Raw genomic sequence first — 20,832 nt, 5'->3', positions numbered from 1 at the left:
TTATGTTACTGCCTCTTGTAGTAATTTTTCTATGTCATGTTGAAGTTGTTCTATATGTTGATAACGCTTTTCAGGATCAACGTTGATGGCGCGCATGATGACCTGGTTCAAATTATCTGAGACAATGGGGTTTACTTCATTTGCCTGTTTGGCCTTGCCTTCGACATGCTGGAACAGCGTTGCCATGTGATCCTTGTCTTTATAGGGTGGCTTGCCGGTGAAGAGCTCATACATGACAATACCCAGACTATAGATATCAGTGCGGATATCGATATCTCGACCTCGAACCTGCTCCGGTGCCATGTAGGTCGGGGTGCCGACCAGAATACCGCTCTTGGTCAGGCGGGCATCGCCCTGGCTGACCGCCGAGGCCAGACCGAAGTCCACAATTTTCACCACGTCGTTGTCGTTGATCAGAATATTGGCGGGCTTGATATCGCGATGCACGATCTTGAGATTGTGCGCGATAGTTAATCCCTTGCAGATGTCTGTCAGTAATTCGAGATTGCGCTTGAAATCCCGGTTTCTCTTTTGTTTTATCTCCTGGGCCAGTGAGTGACTGTCGAAATATTCCATGCTGATGGCGTAGGACTTGCCAAAGGTCAGAAAGTCATAAATCCGGATCACGTTGGGATGGGTGATTCTGCGCGTATAGCGCATCTCATGGACAAAGCGCTGGATCACACTCTCGTCGGACGCCATGTGCGGGTTAAGGAACTTCAGAATAATCTGCTCGTGTACCATCTGGTCCTCGACCAGGATGACCACGCCGAAGGCGCCTTTGCCGACTTGCCGGATAATTTTGTAACGGTTGGCCAGTATGCTGCCGATGTCCAGTGACTCCGCATCGATATACTGATTTTCGCTCGCTACCTGTGTTGGACCCGCAGTGGAGGGTGTGCTGGGACTCATGGAAGAGGGTTGTGGCGTGCTGCCCGGTTCATTGCGTCGGGTGATCAGTGTCTGCATAGTCTGATTGGCGACATCCTGGGTTTCACGATCACCGGTATTCGCAACTATGGTTAACGCAGCTTCGATATCGTCGATATTGTGACTATTGATCAGCCCTTCCAGTGCCCGAATTATGGTTTTTTTGTTTTTGACCTGGCTGTTTTGCAGCGATTGCAGCATCGGTTTAACAGCTTCCTGCCCACCCAGACGGGCTACGGCCTGAATCATGGCGGGCGAGGAATCAGGATGTTTTTTCAAAACTTCCAGCATTCCAGGCAAGGCGCGTTGCTCTTCCATGTCAGCCAGCGCATCCGCAGCCCGTTCTCGTACCCACCAGTCATCGTCACCAAGCGCTTCTGTTAGATGGTTTATAGCGCGTTCATCCTTGAGTTTGTTGATGATTTCCACCGCTGAGCGGCGCAGGAACTCGTCGTCGCTTTTGATCAGACCAAGTACAGCAGTGATGACATTCTCGCCGCCGATGGTTGCCAGGGCATCGGCGGCGCGGGATCTAACCCACCAGTCCTTGTCGCGCAGGGCACTGAACAGATCGCTAATGGCGGACTCGCTCCCGACGGTGTTCAGCACTTCCACTGCGGCACGGCGGATATCTTCCGAATCGTCCTGCAGCATCTCGATCAGGTATTTGACGAGATTCGGATCGTTGATATGGCTCAAGGCCTCGATTGCCTTGCTCTGGACGTTGAAATCGGGATCCTTGAGCATCTGGGTGAGGGGCCGGGCCGAAATAGGCACGCTGAGATTGCCCAGCGAAGTGAGGGCAGCCAGGCGAACAGCCTTGCTGGTATCCTGCAGCCGCGCCAGCAAAACATCGCGGGATCGTTCATTGTCAAATCGCCCCAGCAGCATGGCCAGTTGCTGGCGGACATACTGATCTTCATGCTCCGATACTTTAATCAGATCAGTCTGCATTCTGTGATCGGCGATATCATTGAGAATATGAAATACCAGCTGCTGGGTGTTACGGTCGGATTTATCCAGCTGTTTGAGCAGTTTCTTGCGATCCAGTTGCTTGCGCTGGGCATGCAGGATTTTGAGTAGAGCTGCCTTGGGAATATCCGGCTCGGTGAGCAAGTCAAATAACTTGTTCGGATCGTAACGGTTGGACTGGCTCATGACACTGGTAACGCCGGCTACGACACGCTTGCTGTCGTCACGTAGTGCGTCGATGTACTTTTTCAGCGTCTTGTTATCCAGCTGGTTGAGCAGCAGGGTCTCGAGAGCCGGGTTGGGGTAGGAGTCGTCAAAGGCATCGATCAGTTTGTCGATGGTGGACGGACCGGCTTCTTTCAGATGATGAAAGGCTTCTTTAAATTCAAGCGAACTGGGGTGCTGGCCGGAAACCAGCACGTCAATTGCTTTTTTCACTTTTATGGAATTAAACAGGCCCATTATACTCAGTCACTCAATACGCGCCGTTGTTAATCATGTCAGCTGGCTTCATCCGCCGGGCTGACGTAATTAATAAATGCCTTGTTGATCAAGCAGACTTCTGTATCGGACAGATACAGTCGGATGAACCGGCTTTTTTCTTTGTTAAGGTAATCGAACAACCGGGCCCGTTCGGGCGGAAAGGTTTCGTGAATCTTTCCCTCAAGTATTGAACCATCCATCATATAAATGGTGCAAGGGATAATGGTCTGCTTGCCCACCTTCTCGCCGGAGTCTCTATGAGGGTACTCTACCCGGATAATACTGGTTCGATTGTAAAAGCGCAGCTGTTCGGGATTGTGCAGGCGGACCACGACAAAAGGGCTCTCCTGGTTCAACACCTCTATCGGCTCTTCCTGACCGGCGTGCTCGTGGCTCTGCTCCAGCAGGAACAGAGAGCCTTTGACCATCCCGTCCGGGTTTACCCACAGTGAGACCTCTTTTTCGGTTTTCGGAACCTTGAGAATCTTGTTCTTCACGCGCGCTCCTTACTTGTTGTTGCTATTCGCGTCGTTCTCTGGAATTATCAACCACGGTAATTTAATGAATTTGTTACCAAAATGGTAATACTTCGGACAGAGTTCGGATATACGGGTTTACCCTAACCGACGAGATAGCGCTAAAACGAATACCGACAATATCGGTTAAATATCGCCCGGTCTTTAGCTATATTTAAACCGAATACCCGCGCCTGGTGAAGTGATTTTTGGGACACTGCCTGTGGGCAGCGATGTCCCGCAGTATTTCGCAGCAGCGTATAAGGCACCAAAATGTATCATGGCTGAACTGATTGTAACCACCGGTCCCAATGCGGGGCGACACTACCCGCTGCAGGAGAACCCGATGATTATTGGCCGCTCCCGGGAACAGCACCTGTCTCAGGACGATTACCTGCTGCTGGAGGATCCGGAAGTCAGTCGCCGGCATCTGCGCTTGTTTATGGAGCAGGGCCAATGGTACGTGGAGGATATTGGCTCCTCCAATGGCACAGCACTGGAAAGCATTCTCCTGCAATCCGGCATCGCCTATCCTTTGCAAAATGGTGCGGAATTACAACTGGGTTCGACGCAGTTGCGTTTTGAAACCGGCAAGGAGCATTTTCGTATTCCATCCGGGCTTGAAGCGGGATCGACCGGGCTGGATATGGATCTGGCCACGTTCTCATACCCCGCCTCGGCCTCGGTACAGGTGATTTCCTCCGAGGAACACCAGCCCGATGTCAGTATGACCCTCGATGCGACCCGGTTTCTTGAGGAGCTTCAGGGGAAATCCGCGGCTATTTCACTGGGCCACGAAGTGGACCTGGTCAAACGTATGCAGGCGATGATTCAGGTCAGTCTGGCACTGGGAGTGGTGACCGATCTGGAGGCGCTGCTGGCCCGGATCATGGACTTTGTGTTCGAGCTGTTTCCCGGTGCCGAACGGGCTTTCGTGGTTGCCTGTGACAATAAAGCGCAGGATCTGCAACCGCTGATCCTGCGTTACCACGACGGCCGGGAGCTGGATGAGAGCGACCCGATTGCGCTGTCGACTACTATCGTGACCGAGGTAATACGCCACCGTAATGCGCTGTTGCTCAAGGATGCCCTGGGGGATCGCCGCTTCGGGGCCCAGGAGTCGGTGGTCAATCTTTCCATTCGCAGCGTGATGTGTGCCCCGCTGTTGTATGAGAACAAGGTTCTGGGGTTGCTCCAGGTGGACAGTTCCTCCGCCACACACATGTTTACCCAGGATGATCTGGAACTGCTGACCGCGATCTCGGCACAAATCGCCATCTCCATGAAAAATTCCCGGTTCTATCAGGAGATCGAAAATCTCTTCGAAGGCTTCGTGCGTGCCTCGGTGCAGGCCATCGAAGCCCGCGATCCGGGGACCGCCGGGCACTCCTTCCGGGTGGCGGAATATACCGATAACCTGGCCCGGGCGGTGGATCGCAATGACAGTCCGGCATTGCGCGATATTCGTTTCGATCGTGATCAGTTGCAGGAGTTGCGTTACGCGGCGTTGCTGCACGATTTTGGCAAGGTGGGGGTGCGTGAGCATGTTTTGACCAAGGCCAAGCGGCTCTATCCCCATGAGATTCGACTCATGCGCCAGCGCTTTCGTTACGCCCGGGCCTGTCTTGAACGTCAGGTCTATCGTGAGCTGGTGGAAGCCCAAAGTCGCGAGCCGCTGGATCGTAAAGCATTTGGTGCGCTGCGTGAGGAGAAGGAGGCCGAACTAGGCGAGCAGGTCAAAGAACTCAATCGCTTCTTTGAGGCGATTATGGCGGCCAGCGAACCGGATACCAATTCCGGCCAGCTTGAAGTACCGTTATCGACTATTGTCGATTACCGCTTTCGGGATGTGCACGATGAACCCTTGTCGCTGCTGAATCCGTTTGAATTTTCCGTGCTCAGCGAATCCCAGGGCAGCCTGAATCCACAGGAGCGGCGCGAGATTGAATCCCACGTCAGTCATACCTTTGATTTTCTCAAGCTGATTCCCTGGACCGAGAAGTTTGCCGACATCCCCGATATCGCGCACGCCCATCACGAAAAACTCGATGGCAGCGGTTATCCGCGGGCACTACCGGCCGAACAGATCCCGTTGCCCTCGCGCATTATGACCATCGCCGATATCTACGATGCTCTGACCGCCGGTGACCGCCCCTATCGTGACGGCGTCAATCCCGAACAGGCGCTGACTTTGATCGAAGAGCAGGTCAGGGTCGGCAAACTGGACGAGGCACTATTTAAAGTATTCATCGAAGCGGAAGCCTACAAATCCCGCAAAACGTGACTGTCTTCGAGAAAAGACTCAACGCAGAGGCGTAAAGGCGCAGAGATACAAAATAATTTTGAATTCTTAATGTTGAATTCTGAATTAAATGCCTATCCGCAATTCAAAATTTAAAATTCAACATTAAAAATTATTTACAGTCGCCCGGCGGAGGCGAAGTGGCGGCGCCAGTAGGGATCGCGCAGGTTGGCGACACTGACGGTTTTACCGCTGGAGGGCGCGTGGATGAAGCGATTGTCACCCAGGTAGATGCCGACATGGGAGACAAAGCGATTATATTTGGTGCTGAAAAAGATCAGATCGCCGGGGCGCAGGAAGCGGCTGGGGATGTGCTGCACACTGCGGTATTGCTGGCCGGTGGTACGCGGGATGTCGACACCGGCCTGTTGATAGGTGTACTGCACAAGGCCGCTGCAATCAAAACCGTTCTGGGGCGAATCACCACCGTAGCGATAGGGCGTGCCGAGCATGCTGCGGGCGACTTCCACCAGCCTGTCCCGATCGATCCCGGTGTCGGCCGAGCGGTGCAGCGGGGTGCCGCAACCGCAAAGCAGGAGCAATGCCAGCCCCGCCGGCCATAGCCAGCGCATGCGGGTGTTGAGCCGTGAATCGGCTTGCTGAGTTCGCCACCTTATTCCATCCATGGGCTAGTTCTAGCTCATTTAACTCGTCAGGTCAATAATTCTATTAATATCAAGTATTTCAATGCTTTTCTTGATGCTATTTGGAAGTTAAGTGGCAGGTCGGACTCTGATTCTGTCCGCCGGCACAAGTTTATCACCGGGCTATCGGTTATCCTGTGATCGACTTGTCAGTGCCGCTTCGACCGGTTTGCCGCCGATCCTTTATACTGAGCGCTTTATCATGACTGCGGTATGACCTGCCCCGGTCGGTTGTTTTGACGGGATATTGATCGACTATGCCAAGCCGTAAATCCGTTGCCCCTCGTCGTAAACGCAGCACGCGGTCGCGGCGCGCCTTGCGTAAATCCTCGCCTCGAAAGAAAACGGGCGGTTTTCGCTGGCCTTATCTGTTTGTCGCGCTGGCGCTCGCGGCTGTGGGGTATGTCGTCTATCTGGATTACACCATTCGGGATCAGTTCGAAGGCAAACGCTGGGCCCTGCCGGCCAGGGTCTATGCCCGCGCGCTGGAAATTTATCCCGGCCAGCGACTACTGGTGGAGGAACTGATTCAGGAGCTGCAGTTACTCGGTTACCGGGAAACCCCGGGGCAATTGACGGCGGGCAGTTATCGCCGCCAGGGCAACCGTCTGCGGTTTACGACCCGGGCCTTTCAATTCTGGGACGGTCCGGAACGCTCCCGCGAAGTGGCAGCGGTGTTCGACGACGAGGTGCTGGTACGCCTGCAGGATCAGCACGGGGGCCAACTGAACCTGTTGCGGCTCGAGCCCCCGGCCATCGGCGGCATTTATCCGGGCCATCGTGAAGAGCGGGTCCTGGTCCGCCTGCTGGAGGTGCCGCCGCTGTTGCAGCAGGCGCTGGTCGCCGTTGAGGATCGGGCTTTTTACGAGCATCCCGGGATTAACCCCAGGGCGATTGCCCGCGCGCTGCTGGCCAACCTGCGCGCCGGGCGCACGGTGCAGGGCGGCAGTACACTGACACAGCAACTGGTGAAAAACTTCTTTTTGACCAACGAGCGCAGCCTGTGGCGCAAGGCCAACGAGGCGGTGATGGCACTGCTGCTGGAATGGCATTACGCCAAAACCGAAATCCTCGAAGCCTATATCAACGAGATTTACCTGGGACAGGACAAACAGCGGGCGATACACGGTTTTGGCATGGCGGCCCACTTTTACTTTGACAAACCGCTGGCGGCGCTGGATGCCGCGGAGATTGCCACGCTGGTGGCGTTGGCCCGGGGGCCGTCTTATTACCATCCCGAGCGCCATCCCCAACGCTTGCGCCAGCGGCGTAATCGGGTGATCGACATTCTGGCGCAGGATCACGGACTCGATCCGGCCCGGGCGCAACAGGCTCGAAATCAACCCCTGGGGATCGTGGCCGGCAAACCGGGGGCGATCTCCGAGTATCCCGCTTTCATGGATCTGGTGCGCCGACAGTTGCGCGAGCAGTACCGGCAGATCGATCTCACTTCCGAAGGCCTGCAGATTTTTACCACCCTGGATCCCGCGATTCAGCGCCGGGCCGAGCAGAGCCTGAGTCGCCGTATCGCCGCCCTGGATCGCCAGCGGGGTCTGGACGGCGGGTTGCAGGGTGCCGCCGTGATCACCGGCACCAGCGGCGGCGAGGTGCTGGCGCTGGTCGGGGATCGCCGGGTCCGTTACCCCGGCTTCAACCGGGCGCTGGATGCATCGCGCCCCATCGGTTCGTTGATCAAACCGGCGGTCTATCTGACCGCGCTGGATCGGCCGCAACAGTACACCCTGGCGACCCGTATCGAGGATACGCCTATCACCCTGGAGGCGGACAACGGGACCCGCTGGTCACCGCGCAATTACAGCGGCGAGTCGCATGGGCGGGTCCCGTTGTTCCGCGCGCTGGTCAACTCCTATAACCAGGCCACGGTGCGACTGGGGATGCAGCTCGGCTTTGAGCCTATCGCCGAGACCCTGCAGCGTCTGGGTGCCCCGCGTTCTGTCCCGGGTTATCCGTCGATGCTGCTGGGGGCGGTCAACTTTACGCCCTATGAGGTGGCGGGCATGTACCAGACCCTGGCCGCCGGGGGCTTTCGCAGTCCCTTGCGCGTCATTCGCGAAGTGCTCGCCGCCGACGGCGAACCGTTGCGCCGTTATCCGTTGAACGTGGAACAGACCCTGAATGTCGACAGCGTGCAGGTGTTGCTCAGCGCCCTGCAAGAAGTCCCGCGCAGCGGCACGGCGCGGGCGTTGCCGGCGATGTTGCCGGCCGGACAAACGGTGGCCGGCAAGACGGGCACCACCGATGATCTGCGCGATAGCTGGTTTGCCGGGTTCACCGGCAGTCATCTGGGGGTGGTCTGGCTGGGCCGGGATGATAACGGCACTACAGGGTTGACCGGTGCGAGCGGCGCGATGCGGGTCTGGGGCGATATCTTTGCCGAGCTGCCGGGCATGCCGCTGGAGCCCCAACCCAATCCGGGGGTCGAATACCACTGGATTGATTCGCAGAGCGGCTTGATCAGCCGGCAGGGCTGCCCCGGTGCGGTCTATCTTGCCTTTATACAAGGTACAGCACCGCAGGAGAAGATCGACTGTGCCGGCGGCGGGGTGCGTGACAAAATGGATAGTACGCTGGACTGGTTCAAGGGGTTGTTTCAATGAGAATACGTTATTGCCGCCAGTGGGGAGCTCTGCTGCTCGGGATGCTGCTTGTGGCCTGCAGTGTGACCCCGGATCCGGCCTCGCCCGGTTTGCAGGTGGATGACGAGACGGCCCAGGTGCGCCCGGCGGCACAGACCAGCCGACCGGTACTGGCGCTGCTGGAGCAGGCCAACAAGGCGGCACGCCAGGGCGAGGTGGCCGTGGCCGAATCCCGCCTGGAGCGAGCGTTGCGAATCGAGCCGCGCAACGCGGTGTTGTGGTATTACCTGGCCAAGCTGCGCCTGCACCAGGGGCGACTGGATCAGGCCGCGGGACTGGCCGCCAAATCCAACAGCCTGGATCGCGCGCAAAATTATCAACTGCAGGCCGATAACTGGCGCATTATCGCCCACGCCCGGCACCGCGCCGGGGATCTGCAAGGGGCCAAAACCGCCCAGCAACGGGCCGATGCGCTGTTGCAGGAAAAATGATCTTCTCGGTGGCGACGGGAAGTGCGTGACGTTGGTCTGAACATCGTCGACGGCCTGCCGAAGGTTTCCCGGGGCGCGCCGTGGTGCCACAGAGTGCGCTACAATGCGCCATCTTTTACAGACGGGTCGTCGTTGTGTCTCTGTCCGGCCGGGTGATCCTTTGAACAGCATACCCGGCGATGTCGGCATCGCTTCCCCGTTATCGTCAACCTGAACAGGTATAACGCAGCGCAGTGGATTCCCCCAACGAGATTCTAGGTCAACACGGTCCGTTTGCCCAACAGGTGGCGGGGTTTGCCCCGCGGGTCGAACAACAGGCGATGGCCGATGCCGTACAGGCGGCGCTGGAGCAGGGCGAGCATCTGATCGTCGAGGCGGGCACCGGTACCGGCAAGACCTTCGCCTACCTGGTGCCGGCGCTGCTGTCGGGCCGCAAGGTGGTGGTCTCCACCGGCACCCGAAATCTGCAGGATCAACTGTTTCACCGCGATCTGCCGGTGGTGCGCAAGGCGTTGCAGGTCCCTGCCAGCGTGGCGCTATTAAAAGGCCGTAGCAACTACCTGTGCCTGCACCGCCTGCAACTGGCCGAAGAGACGGCCTATCAATATCCGGCCGAGATGAAAAAACTGCAGCGCATTCGTGACTGGGCCGGGCGCACCCGGCGCGGCGATATCGCCGAACTGCCCGAGGTGGACGAGCAGGACATGATCTGGCCCAAGGTCACCTCCACCGCCGATAACTGCCTGGGGCAGGAGTGCGAGTACTTCGATCGCTGTCATCTGGTGGAGGCCCGGCGCGAGGCCCAGGCCGCCGATGTGGTGGTGATCAACCATCATCTGTTATTCGCCGACATGGCACTGCGCGAGGCCGGTTTTGGCGAGCTGTTACCCTCGGTCGAAGCGTTCATCGTCGACGAGGCCCATCAGCTGCCGGAGGTGGCCTCCGGTTTTTTCGGTACGGCCCTGAGCGCTAACCAGTTACTGGAGCTGGCACGCGATAGCCGCGATGAATATATCAATGAACTCAACGAGGATCGCGAGCTGGTGCGCCTCGCCGATGAACTGGAAAAAGCGGTGCGCGACATGCGGCTGCTGTTTCGTCAGCCGGGCCAGCGCGGCAACTGGAAGACCCTGGCCGACCAGCCCGATATGCAGGCGGTCACCGCGCAGCTCGGTCAGAAACTGGCCCGGCTACAGGCGGCACTGGAACCCTGTGCCCCGCGCAGCAAGGCCCTGGATAAGTGTTACCAGCGGGCCCGGGAGCTGGGCGCCCGCTTTGAGGAGCTGGTCGCGGTGCATGACAGTGACGACATTCACTGGTACGAGGTGCATCCGCGCAGCTTTACCCTGCACCTGACGCCGCTGGATATCGCCGGTAACTTTCGCGAACAGCTGGAAAGCTCCTCGGCCAGCTGGGTGTTTACGTCCGCGACCCTGGCGGTGGCCGATCGCTTCGACCATTTCCAGCAACGGCTGGGGCTGGAACAGGCCGCTACTGCGCGCTGGGACAGCCCCTTCGACTTCGCCCGGCAGACCCTGCTCTATCTGCCCGAACAGATGCCGGCCCCCAATGCGCCGGACTATACCGAAGCGGTGGTGGCGCAGGCCCGTCGGGTCCTCAAGATCAGCGGCGGGCGGGCGTTTTTGCTGTTTACCAGCCATCGTGCGCTGCAGGAGGCCGCCGGCCTGCTGCGCGATCAGGTGCCGTGGCCGCTGTTCGTGCAGGGTGAGGCGCCGCGCGATGTGTTGCTGGAGCAGTTCCGGCGCGCCGGTAACGGTGTTTTGCTCGGCACCAGCAGTTTCTGGGAAGGGGTAGACGTGCGCGGTGAGGCGCTCTCCTGCGTGATTATCGACAAGCTGCCGTTTGCCTCGCCCGGCGATCCGGTGCTGCAGGCGCGCATCGAGGCGCTGCAAAAGCAGGGGGTGAATGCCTTCATGGCCTATCAGCTGCCCGCCGCGGTAATCACCCTGAAACAGGGCGCCGGGCGTCTGATTCGCGACGTCAATGATTACGGCCTGCTGATGATCTGCGATCCCCGTCTGCACAACAAACCTTACGGCCGGGTGTTTTTACAATCGCTGCCGCCGATGCCCCGCACCCGCGATCTGGCCGAGGTGCGCGGCTTTTTCACGCAACACGAGCAGGCGGAGACCGCGCCGGTATGAAGATCCTGGCACTGGATGCGGTCACCGAGGCCTGTTCGGCGGCATTGTATATCGATGGTGCCAGCCGGCAGCGTTATGCGGTGGCGCCGCGCGAGCATACCCGGTTGATGCTGCCGATGGTCGATGCGTTGCTGGGCGAGGCGGATCTGGCGCTCGGCGATCTGGACCTGATCGCCTTCGATCGCGGCCCCGGATCGTTTACCGGCATTCGCATCACCCTGAGCGTGGTGCAGGGGCTGGCCTTCGCCGCCGATCTTCCCGTGTTGGGGGTCTCCAGCCTGGCCGCGCTGGCCCAGGCGGCGTATCGGCAGCGGCAGGCTGAATCGGTGCTCAGCCTGATCGATGCCCGCATGGGCGAACTTTACTGGGGCTATTATCAGTGGCAGGGGGATCGCATGCAGTTGCAGGGCGAAGAGCAGGTCTCCCGCCTGTCGGCGATCCCGCTGTCGGCCGAAGCCCAGGTGTTCGGCAGCGGTGTGGCCGCCCGGGGTGAGGCACTGCGCCAGCACGGCTTTACCCGACTGAACGACGAGGCGGCCCTGCGTTATCCGCACGCCGAGTACATTGCCGAACTGGCCGCGGCAAGCCCGGAACAGGCGGGGACGGTGGAGGCGGCACAACCGGTTTATTTACGCAACAAGGTGACCGGCTGACTTGAGCCCGACCCGTGGCCTTGGTAGGCTTGACGCTTCTTCAACAGGATTAACAGGGACGCCGTGATGACCACCTTGCCCGTCCGGATCATTTTCCCGTTACTGGCACTATGCCTGTTTTTCACTGGCGCCCCGGCCAACGCCCAGGAGGTGGAAGGCAAGGCGCAGAGCGATTCCCGCGTCTATGTCAAAAACGTCAAAAAGCCGCTCACCGAGGTCTACAGCAAGGTCTTTACCGCGCTGGAGAACGGCGGGTACTTCGTCCTGTTTGAGCCCAACATCGGCAAGAACCTGGAACACTTCACGCAGCGCTGGGGGGATGATTACAACCGTAACAAGCTCGAGGCGATCCGCAGCCTGGTCTTCAGCAACGCCTGGTACGTCAACCAGATCAGCAATGCCGATCCCGAATTGCTCGCCCTTTCACCATTACACCTTACCTTTACCTACAAAGAGGGGATGACGACCATCCTCTTCACGCGTCCTTCCGGCGTCGCCGCCGACAGCCCCGCCAAAAAAGTCGCCACCGAACTCGAAAACGACGTCATCAATACTATAGAACGAATTGTATTCTATTAAGCTGGGATAACAAACGCGGAGGACGCAGAGGCGCGGAGACGCGGAGAAATTATTGATAATTGATTTGATACTGTTTGATGGTTTGTTGAGCTAGCCTGTTTAGTGATGATGTTGCTTGAATCAGGATAGCAGGATCCTCATTCCGGGATACGAACTCCATCGAAAAGGAATACATTGATTTTACTCCGCGCCTCAGCGTCTCCGCGTCCTCTGCGATAATTTCCAGAGCCCGGACTAGTTATCGACTAGTAGGTTAACGAGAATCTGTTCGTAGATGGCCGAGAGGGTGTCGAGTTCGGCGATGTCGGTATGTTCGTCGATCTGGTGGATGGTGGCGTTGAGCGGGCCGAGCTCGAGCACCTGTGCGCCGGTGGGGGCGATGAATCGGCCGTCGGAGGTACCACCGGCGGTGGATAGTTGCGTCGGATAACCGGCTACGGATTCGATCGCCTGCCGGGTGGCGGCTACCAGTTCGCCCTCGGGGGTCAGAAAAGGTTGACCCGAGAGCGTCCAATCGATCCCGTAATCGAGGCCATGTTTGTCGAGGATCGTCTCGATGCGCTGGCGTAGCTCGGCATCGGTGACCTCGGTGGAAAAACGGAAGTTGAATTGTACCTCCAGCTCGCCGGGGATGACGTTGTTGGCGCCGGTGCCGGCGTGGATATTGCTGATCTGGAACGTCGTCGGCGGGAAGTGATCGTTGCCCTGATCCCACTCGATATTCACCAGCTCCCACAGGGCCGGGGCGAACAGGTGCACCGGGTTTTTCGCCAGGTGCGGATAGGCGACATGGCCCTGCTTGCCGCGTATGGTGAGAATCGCGCCGAATGAACCCCGGCGTCCGTTTTTTATGACATCTCCCACTCTCTTGGTGCTGGAGGGTTCGCCGACCAGACACCAGTCGATTTTTTCATTGCGTTGTTCCAGAGTCTCGACGACCTTGACGGTGCCGTTGATCGAGGGACCTTCCTCGTCGCTGGTAATCAAAAAGCCAATAGAGCCGGCATGATCGGGATGTTGTTGCACGAAGCGTTCGCAGGCGGTCACCATCGCCGCGATAGAGCTTTTCATATCCGCGGCACCCCGGCCGTATAGCTGGCCGTCACGCTCGGTGGAGGCGAACGGCGGTGATTGCCACGCCTCTTCGGGACCGGTCGGGACAACATCGGTGTGACCGGCGAAGACGAACAGGGGACCGTTATCGCCGCGCCGTGCCCAGAGGTTATCCACCTCGTCGAAGCGCATCGGTTCAAGTTGAAAACCGATCGCCGTGAGTCGTTCGCCGAGCAGGGGCTGGCAGCCGGCATCCTCGGGGGTGACAGAAGGCCGTTCGATCAGGGCTTTGGCGAGTTTCAGGGTCTCGGACATGCGCCCAGTCTAACCGAAATGTTGCTGATAGTCGGCTTCCCTGAAGCCGACCAGGATCTGATCGCCGTGCTGAAGACGTAGTCGATCGCGTGGGCATCGAGCCACTTGCGCGCTTTTTTGACCGTGTCGCAGTTTTTGATACCGAACAGTTCCATGGTTGCCGTGACGATCAGATATCGCGCAGCAGTTCGTTGAGACCGACCTTGCCGCGGGTCTTTTCATCCACCTGTTTGACGATCACTGCGCAGTAAAGACTGTACTTGCCGTCTTTGGAGGGCAGGTTGCCAGAGACCACCACCGAGCCGGCGGGAATCCGGCCGAAGGTGATCTCGTCGGTTTCGCGGTTGTAAATGCGGGTGCTCTGACCCAGGTAGACCCCCATGGAAATGACCGACCCCTCTTCGACGATCACCCCTTCGACCACCTCGGAGCGGGCGCCGATAAAGCAGTTGTCCTCGATGATAGTCGGTGCGGCCTGCAATGGCTCGAGTACGCCGCCGATGCCGACGCCGCCGGACAGATGCACGTTCTTGCCGATCTGGGCACAGGAGCCGACGGTGGCCCAGGTATCGACCATGGTGCCGGAGTCGACATAGGCGCCGATGTTGACATAGGAAGGCATCAGGACCACGCTCGGCGCGATATAGGCGCCTTTGCGCACGGTGGCCGGCGGCACGACGCGCACGCCGTCGGCGCGAAAATCGCGCGAGTTGTATTCGTTATATTTGGCGGGAACCTTGTCATAATAATTGGTAAAACCGCCTTTCATGAATTCGTTGTCATGGATGCGGAAGGAGAGCAGGACGGCTTTTTTCAACCATTCGTTGACAACCCATTGCCCCTCTTTTTGTTCGGCAACCCGGGCTTCGCCCTTGTCGAGCATGGCGATGGCTTCGGTGACCGCTTCCTTGACGATGGTGTCCACGCTGCGCGGGGTGATCTCGGCGCGATTTTCAAAGGCGTTATCGATAATATTGATAATGTCACTCATGGGTTTCTCCGCATTGATGATTCGGTTGGCGGGCCGCTGGACCGCAACAAGGGGCAATTATACCGGGCCGTACCGGTTCACGCAGCTGTTCACAGGGCGTCGATGAGGTTTTTTATGCGCCCGGCCGCCTCGACGCACTCCTCGATATCCGCCACCAGCGCCATACGTATCCGATTGTGGCCGGGGTTGGTCTGACGACTGTTGCGCGACAGGTATTGACCGGGCAGTACGCTGACATTCTGTTCCGCGTACAGGCGACGGGCGAAGTCTGTATCCTCAATGGGCGTTTGGGGCCAGAGATAAAAACCGGCTTCGGGCCGGCTGACCGTCATCACCGGTTGCAGAATCGTCAGTACCGCATCAAACTTGCGCCGGTACAGCTCGCGATTTTCCCTGACATGTTGTTCATCGGACCACGCGGCCACACTGGCGAGCTGGTGATGCGGCGGCATGGCACAGCCGTGATAGGTTCGATAACGGTGAAACTTGTCGATTATGGCCGCATCACCGGCGACAAAACCGGCGCGCAGGCCGGGCAGGTTGGAGCGTTTGGACAGGCTGTGAAACACCACGCAGCGTTTGAACTGATCGTTACCGGCTGCCGCGGCGGCCTGCAACAGGCCGACAGGCGCTTGTGTTTCGTCAAGATAGATTTCCGAATAACACTCGTCGGCGGCGATGACAAAATCGTGCTGTTCGGACAGTTCCATCAGTTTGATCAACGTGGCCTGATCCAGCACCGCACCGGTCGGGTTGCCGGGGGAACAGAGATAGAGCAACTGGCAACGGGCCCAGGTTTGTTCGCTGACCGCCTCGAAATCGGGAATGAATCCGTTGTCCGCCTCGCAGTTGAGATAGCCGGGCTCGGCACCGGCCAGCAGCGCCGCGCCCTCATATATCTGGTAAAAGGGATTGGGCATGAGTACCAGCGGATCGCGCGTGCGATCCACGACCGCCTGGGCAAAGGCAAACAGTGCCTCACGGGTGCCATTAACCGGCAGAAGATGCTGTTCCACATCCAGACTGTTATCCGGTAACGCAAAGCGTATGTTGAGCCACCCGGCGATCGCCTCGCGTAACGCCACGCTGCCGCGGGTCAGGGGATAGCTGGCCAGCGTCGGCAAGGCATCGCGAATCACATCCAGCACAAATTCCGGGGCAGTGTGTTTGGGTTCGCCGATGGACAGGGCGATATGTTCCAGATGCGCCGGAGGCGTTACGCCGCTTTTAAGCTGCGCCAGCTTTTCAAAGGGATAGGGGTGTAATTTATCGAGTTCCGGATTCATACTGTGGGCTGTTAAACGGGTTGGATTGAGATCAGCAGGAACAAAAGATGGGTAGTATAGGGGATTCAGACCGGGCCGCCAAATTGCACGCGGCCACACCGGTATTCAGTTTGCTGCTGGCCGCGACCCTGTGGGGGATTTTCTGGTTTCCATTGCGCTGGCTGGAACAGTTTGGCCTGACCGGATTGTGGCAAACCTTCTTTATCTATACCGGCACCCTCTGGGTGGTCATTATCATCCTCTGGCGCCAGAGGCTGGATTTTTTCCGGGAACTGGGACTGGCTCCCTGGCCCCTGTTATTCATGGCATTGACCAGCGGTGTGTGCAACACCACCTTCATTCTGGCGATGCTCGAAGGCGAGGTTATGCGGGTACTGCTGCTGTTTTACCTCTCGCCACTGTGGGCGACCCTGATTGGCTGGCTGTTTCTCAAGGAAGAACTGCATGTTCTGTCAATTGGAGTCCTGATCGTGGCCATCGGCGGTGCCGTGGTGATGTTATGGCATCCGGGGATGGGTTATCCCTGGCCCGCCGATAAAGGCGACTGGCTGGCGCTGGTGGCCGGAATCAGCTTTGCGATTCTCAATTCGCTGGTGCGATTTACCGACAGGGTCTCGATACCGGTGAAAACATCGGTGGCCTGGTTCGGGGCAATACTCGTTTCCGGTTCTTTGATTTTATTCAGTGGAATGGGGTTGCCGGAGGTCTCTTTTCAGGTTGCGGGTTATGCCTGGTTAATCGGGGCCCTGATGATGGTGATCATGACCTTTAGCGTGGTCTATGGCGTGACCCACATGCCAGTACATCGTTCGGCGATTATATTATTGTTTGAACTGGTGGCCGGGGCAGTATCGTCGCAATGGCTGACCGAAGAGGTGATACTGCCCAAAGAATGGATCGGCGGAACACTGATAGTTATCGCGGCCTGGTTGTCGGCACGCCGCCAACTGCAAAGTCCCGACAAGGACCTGATCGTATGAGTAATATAACATCTATCCATCATGTCAGCGTGATTGTCAGTGATATATCACGCGCGCTTGATTTTTATGAACAGGTATTGGGGCTGTCTGTTGATGAGGCGCGCCCCGATCTTGGTTATCCCGGGGGCTGGTTGCGTATCGGCGATCAACAACTGCATTTGCTGGAACTGCCCAACCCCGATCCGGTCACGAACAGACCGGCCCATGGTGGCCGGGATCGCCATCTGGCCGTGACCGTGAATGCACTTGATGAATTGATCGAGCGTCTTGATCAAAAGAAGATTGATTACACCCTCAGTCGCTCCGGACGTCGTGCGCTGTTCTGCCGGGATCCCGATGGCAATGCGCTGGAGTTTATCGAGCAGAGCTGATCGAATTAGCTGATTGACTACCCGGTACCAGCGCCAGGACCTCATTGGCAAACAGCCGCTCCTGGGCGGCACGGGTCAGGCCATAGGCCTGACGGATTTCACGCTGCATCGTATTGAAACAGGTTGAACCCTTGTCCAGCGCCGGGTTCCGGCGCCAGTTATGGCAGCGGGCCTGCTCGGGATCGGCCAGCGGGATTTCAACCAGCTTGTCGTTCCCCACGAACCAACCCAGCGTTCCACCGTGATAGTACTCGGCAATCTGCGGGGCAGCGTCATTCAATAACGAATGGCCCATGGCGTAGGGCAGGGAAAGCTTCAGAATCTCTGCGACAGTGGGGGCGACATCCCGGTGATGGGAAATGTGTTCGGGGTTACCGGGTTCCACCAGATCGGGCGCGTAAATGGCAAACGGCACCTGAAAACGTTGCACCGCCGAGCCCCGGACCCGGGCGGTGTGGTCGGCGACCAGCACCAGCATCCAGGGGTGCTGCCACTCGTGATTTTCCAGCGCATTAACAAATTCCCCCAGCTCATGATCGGCCAGATGCAGGGTATTGCGTTCGCGATTCAGTCGTGAGTCCGGTTTGACCAGCGGGGAAAAATCATCGTGTAACCGGATATCATGGGTGGTGTTGGTATTGATACCGATCAACAGCGGCTCCGGCATGTCGGGTAATGCGCGCAGGACGTGTTGATAAAGATCATGGTCGTAGACGCCCCAGTTGTTCTCCGGGTACTTCCGTTCGCTAATTGCCTGCTTGCCTTCGCTCAGCTCGAAACCCAGCGACTGGGCATAGGCCCCGACACCGCTGGTGTTTTCGTGGGTGCCCTGGTAATAGGCGGTTGACCAGCCGGCATCGGCAAGCCGACGTGGCAGACAATCATAGTCGAACAGGGCTTGCGGTTGGCGCGCCAGGGTTTGCCCCAGCGGGTTTTGGTAACTGCAAAAGATGGCAAACATCCCTTCTGTGGTGCGCATGCCGCTGGCGATCATCTCACGATCGGAAAAGGCACGGCTGGCGAGAGCGTCGAAGTTTGGCGTGACCGGCGTGCCATCCTCCAGGGCTTGCATGTGATGCGTCGACCAGCTCTCCAGGAGGACCACAATGACATTGACCGGCATCGGCCCGGCCTGATTCTCCGACATCCGGGGCGGCGTTGAGTAGAGGCTGGCAACGGCTTTTTCTGCTGCTTCGGGCGACAGCCAGTCCAGTGGATAGTGATGCAATCCATCGTGTCCGTTTTGCAAACCGTGCAGGGCGGCATAGGCACCGTTCAAAGCAGCAGTGGCTTCACTCGCGTCGTTCATGCGCATGGCATCGTGGGGCCCCTGGGGAATGCCGCTGGCATTGCTGCGGACAAATAGCACACTCACGAGGATGACGCCCAGCAGACTCAGATCCTGTTGCAGCCAGTGGCCACGTGTTTCGACCTCGACCCAGCGCACTGTAAAGGCCAGGACAGTGGCGATTAACAGGCCAATCATCCACGGCCAGTGATCGAGCAGCATATTAAAAAGACTGTCGAGTGAGTTGAACAGCTCGGCCGCTTCGTAGCCGATATGCCGGCCGGTTTCATGCCAGTAGAGCCAGTCGCCCAGATGAGCGCCCAGCAGGACGAGACCGGCGGGTACCAGCCAGCCCCGACGTGGCACGGGCAGCGGCGAGCGGCCGACAAGCCAGAGACCGAGGACAGTGAGACCGGCCAGCAGGGCGGCGACCGCCAGGTCAAAGCGCAACCCCCACCACCAGGCCCGGGGCCACAACGCCTCGGGTACCATCAAGGCATCACTGAGCAGGCGCAATGACCAGGTCGTCAGGCCCAGAATGACAAAAAATTTAAACCAACTTTTGAGCAGGTCCGGAGACGACATGCCGCTGCTGGAGACAGGTTTATTCATTAATCGTTCGAGGATCTTGTTGTTGGATTATCCGGCAGTGTTGCCGCCGGGGCTGAATCTGACATTTTGGTCTAATTATACGAATTTTTTGCAAAATGTGAACTGGTCGATGTTCTGGCAGGCCTTGGGGCCAGTGACAGGACTGTCGCGGCCGGGGAAGGGGCGCTTATTTCTCGAGTTGTTTGCGGGTGGCCAGGCGTAACTTTTCCTGCAATTACTGGCTTAGAGGCAAATCGTCCCGAGCGGTGATCATGAAGAACTGCATGTATTGTCGATTGGGGTATTGATTGTGGCCATCGGCGACGCCGTGGTCATGTTATGGCAGCCGACAAGGACCTGATCGTATGAGTAATATAACATCTATCCATCATGTCAGTGTGATTGTCAGTGATACATCACGTGCGCTGGATTCTATGAACAGGTACGCGGTGATTCTGATATGCGAACGCCCTAACCCTTTCTTTGCTTACCCTTTTTATCCCTGGTTCCCGATCCCGAATGTATTGAGTTTTGGTGCTCTGGCAGAAATGTCATGTCGACATGACAGAGATTGCGGTACATGTCAGGTGTGATACCTGTTGAGGTTCATGCAAAACAGTCACTTATGAAGTGGCACGTCGCTTGCAATATGATTTTTCCAGAGCAACATATTGTTGAACGGTCGCAGGAGTTGTTGATGAAAATGAAAGCGTTAATCCTGACATGTATGTGTGTTGGACTGTGGGGTTGCGGGGCGCCGACCAAACCTCCTGAACCTGAACAGCCGGCGTCTACATCGGTACAGGAAACAAAACCGGCAGATAATGAGGAGGAAAAAAAAGAAGAACCAAGCATGGAAAACCTGGAAGAAGATTGTTAACACTTAAATAAAACAGACTGATAATCATCATGAGGAGAGTTTTATGTCAAAAGCCGCATTAGGTAGAAATTTTCTTGTCACACTTATCTTTTGTCTCTCGTCTGTGGCGTGTGCCGCGAATGACAAGCTGGCAGTAAAAATCACATCTGATCTATCCGAGGTGAAGGTCAAGCATGATGGGAGCAATGTCGTAATTCGGCGTGATCAGAACCAGAAGGCCACGGTGGATCAAAACTTTGCCAAAACCTCGCGCAAATGCCCGCCGTTTTGTATCCAGCCCATCAAGCTGGCACCGGGCGTGGAAACCATCGGGGAAGTGGAAATGTTGAGCTACCTGGATCGCCTGCATAATCGGGGAGATGATTCCATCCTGGTAGTCGATTCACGTACCCCGGGCTGGGTCAAAAAAGGGACGATTCCCGGCTCTGTCAATATTCCCTGGACCAAGCTTAATCCGGCCAAGGGCGCCGATCCGCTCACGATGAGCGATATTATGGAAAATCAATTTGGCGCCAAGCAGATAGAGGCGGGCATCTGGGACTACAGTAATGTCAAAACCCTGGTGTTGTTCTGCAACGGTATGTGGTGCGGGCAATCACCGGCCAACATCAAGCAGCTTTTGAAAATGGGCTACCCGGCACACAAGATAAAATGGTACCGGGGTGGTATGCAAAACTGGTCCAACCTGGGCTTTACCACGGTCAAATAAGCGCCATCGTCAATAATTATAAACAAGTAACTCCTCG

Annotated in this window: 18 protein-coding genes and 1 pseudogene; 11 read left to right on the top strand and 8 right to left on the bottom strand. The window is 57.5% G+C overall.

All coding sequences use genetic code 11. The annotated features are described in order from the left end of the window. Together U5J94_RS12565 and U5J94_RS12560 are read right to left on the bottom strand one after the other, a co-directional pair. Positions 1–2,340: a protein kinase domain-containing protein gene (locus U5J94_RS12565; RefSeq protein ID WP_322565974.1), complete on the bottom strand. Its 2,340-nt coding sequence runs from the start codon at positions 2,338–2,340 to the stop codon at positions 1–3. A 62-nt stretch (positions 2,341–2,402) separates the two neighbouring features. Next, positions 2,403–2,882 carry a hypothetical protein gene (locus tag U5J94_RS12560; protein ID WP_322565973.1) on the bottom strand — a complete coding sequence of 160 codons (480 nt, stop codon included), beginning with the start codon at positions 2,880–2,882 and terminating at the stop codon, positions 2,403–2,405. A gap of 298 nt (positions 2,883–3,180) precedes the next feature. On the opposite strand from U5J94_RS12560, the gene U5J94_RS12555 reads away from it, so the two are divergent. Then, positions 3,181–5,184, top strand: a complete 2,004-nt coding sequence (locus U5J94_RS12555; protein WP_322565972.1) for an HD domain-containing phosphohydrolase — start codon at positions 3,181–3,183, stop codon at positions 5,182–5,184. A 134-nt stretch (positions 5,185–5,318) separates the two neighbouring features. Here U5J94_RS12555 and U5J94_RS12550 read toward each other — a convergent pair whose 3' ends face one another. Beyond that, entirely contained in the window at positions 5,319–5,828 is a 510-nt protein-coding gene (locus tag U5J94_RS12550; RefSeq protein ID WP_322565971.1) for a C40 family peptidase, read from the bottom strand. 275 nt (positions 5,829–6,103) lie between these two features. Here U5J94_RS12550 and mrcB point away from each other — a divergent pair, with 275 nt between their 5' ends. The 5 genes from mrcB to U5J94_RS12525 all read left to right on the top strand — a co-directional run bounded on the left by mrcB (position 6,104) and on the right by U5J94_RS12525 (position 12,331). Further along, positions 6,104–8,464, top strand: a complete 2,361-nt coding sequence (mrcB, locus tag U5J94_RS12545) for a penicillin-binding protein 1B (protein ID WP_322565970.1) — start codon at positions 6,104–6,106, stop codon at positions 8,462–8,464. Further along, entirely contained in the window at positions 8,461–8,934 is a 474-nt protein-coding gene (locus U5J94_RS12540) for a tetratricopeptide repeat protein (protein WP_322565969.1), read from the top strand. Before mrcB ends, U5J94_RS12540 begins: the two co-directional genes overlap by 4 nt. A 233-nt stretch (positions 8,935–9,167) precedes the next feature. Then, the gene (locus U5J94_RS12535) at positions 9,168–11,099 is read left to right on the top strand and encodes an ATP-dependent DNA helicase (RefSeq protein ID WP_322565968.1); all 1,932 of its coding nucleotides are present in this window, start codon (positions 9,168–9,170) and stop codon (positions 11,097–11,099) included. Then, positions 11,096–11,752: a tRNA (adenosine(37)-N6)-threonylcarbamoyltransferase complex dimerization subunit type 1 TsaB gene (gene tsaB / locus U5J94_RS12530; protein WP_322565967.1), complete on the top strand. Its 657-nt coding sequence runs from the start codon at positions 11,096–11,098 to the stop codon at positions 11,750–11,752. The genes U5J94_RS12535 and tsaB overlap by 4 nt, the downstream gene beginning before the upstream one ends. Positions 11,753–11,818: 66 nt before the next feature. After that, positions 11,819–12,331 carry a DUF302 domain-containing protein gene (locus U5J94_RS12525; RefSeq protein WP_322565966.1) on the top strand — a complete coding sequence of 171 codons (513 nt, stop codon included), beginning with the start codon at positions 11,819–11,821 and terminating at the stop codon, positions 12,329–12,331. A 234-nt stretch (positions 12,332–12,565) separates the two neighbouring features. On the opposite strand, the gene dapE is transcribed toward U5J94_RS12525, so the two are convergent. The 4 genes and pseudogenes from dapE to dapC form a co-directional block, all read right to left on the bottom strand. Continuing rightward, positions 12,566–13,699 carry a succinyl-diaminopimelate desuccinylase gene (dapE, locus tag U5J94_RS12520; protein WP_322565965.1) on the bottom strand — a complete coding sequence of 378 codons (1,134 nt, stop codon included), beginning with the start codon at positions 13,697–13,699 and terminating at the stop codon, positions 12,566–12,568. Positions 13,700–13,770: 71 nt separating this feature from the next. Further along, positions 13,771–13,854: pseudogene (locus U5J94_RS15355) on the bottom strand (arsenate reductase); the annotation flags it as partial. 14 nt (positions 13,855–13,868) lie between these two features. Continuing rightward, positions 13,869–14,690, bottom strand: coding sequence for a 2,3,4,5-tetrahydropyridine-2,6-dicarboxylate N-succinyltransferase (gene dapD, locus U5J94_RS12515; RefSeq protein ID WP_322565964.1), 822 nt, complete (start codon positions 14,688–14,690; stop codon positions 13,869–13,871). Between the two features lie 89 nt (positions 14,691–14,779). Beyond that, positions 14,780–15,976, bottom strand: coding sequence for a succinyldiaminopimelate transaminase (gene dapC / locus U5J94_RS12510; protein WP_322565963.1), 1,197 nt, complete (start codon positions 15,974–15,976; stop codon positions 14,780–14,782). A gap of 47 nt (positions 15,977–16,023) precedes the next feature. Between dapC and U5J94_RS12505 the strand changes: the two genes are divergently transcribed. Next, a complete protein-coding gene (locus tag U5J94_RS12505) occupies positions 16,024–16,956 on the top strand; it encodes a DMT family transporter (protein WP_322565962.1) in 933 nt (310 codons plus the stop codon). After that, positions 16,953–17,327: a VOC family protein gene (locus tag U5J94_RS12500; protein WP_322565961.1), complete on the top strand. Its 375-nt coding sequence runs from the start codon at positions 16,953–16,955 to the stop codon at positions 17,325–17,327. The genes U5J94_RS12505 and U5J94_RS12500 overlap by 4 nt, the downstream gene beginning before the upstream one ends. On the opposite strand, the gene U5J94_RS12495 is transcribed toward U5J94_RS12500, so the two are convergent. Next, the gene (locus tag U5J94_RS12495) at positions 17,311–19,200 is read right to left on the bottom strand and encodes an LTA synthase family protein (protein ID WP_322565960.1); all 1,890 of its coding nucleotides are present in this window, start codon (positions 19,198–19,200) and stop codon (positions 17,311–17,313) included. The two genes, U5J94_RS12500 and U5J94_RS12495, sit on opposite strands and share 17 nt — an antisense overlap. Here U5J94_RS12495 and U5J94_RS12490 point away from each other — a divergent pair. From U5J94_RS12490 to U5J94_RS12480, 3 genes are all read left to right on the top strand, one after another. Continuing rightward, positions 19,199–19,429, top strand: a complete 231-nt coding sequence (locus tag U5J94_RS12490; protein WP_322565959.1) for a hypothetical protein — start codon at positions 19,199–19,201, stop codon at positions 19,427–19,429. The two genes, U5J94_RS12495 and U5J94_RS12490, sit on opposite strands and share 2 nt — an antisense overlap. 474 nt (positions 19,430–19,903) lie before the next feature. Further along, positions 19,904–20,086, top strand: coding sequence for a hypothetical protein (locus U5J94_RS12485; protein ID WP_322565958.1), 183 nt, complete (start codon positions 19,904–19,906; stop codon positions 20,084–20,086). A gap of 160 nt (positions 20,087–20,246) precedes the next feature. After that, on the top strand, positions 20,247–20,795 hold the full coding sequence (locus U5J94_RS12480; protein WP_322565957.1) for a rhodanese-like domain-containing protein: 549 nt from the start codon (positions 20,247–20,249) through the stop codon (positions 20,793–20,795). The last annotated feature ends 37 nt before the right edge of the window (positions 20,796–20,832 follow it).

Source organism: Thiohalophilus sp., from assembly GCF_034522235.1.
In the GTDB taxonomy this organism is placed as follows: Bacteria; Pseudomonadota; Gammaproteobacteria; order UBA6429; family Thiohalophilaceae; genus Thiohalophilus.
Note: the sequence above shows the minus strand (reverse complement) of the source record. Positions and strands in the feature narration are given on the sequence as shown.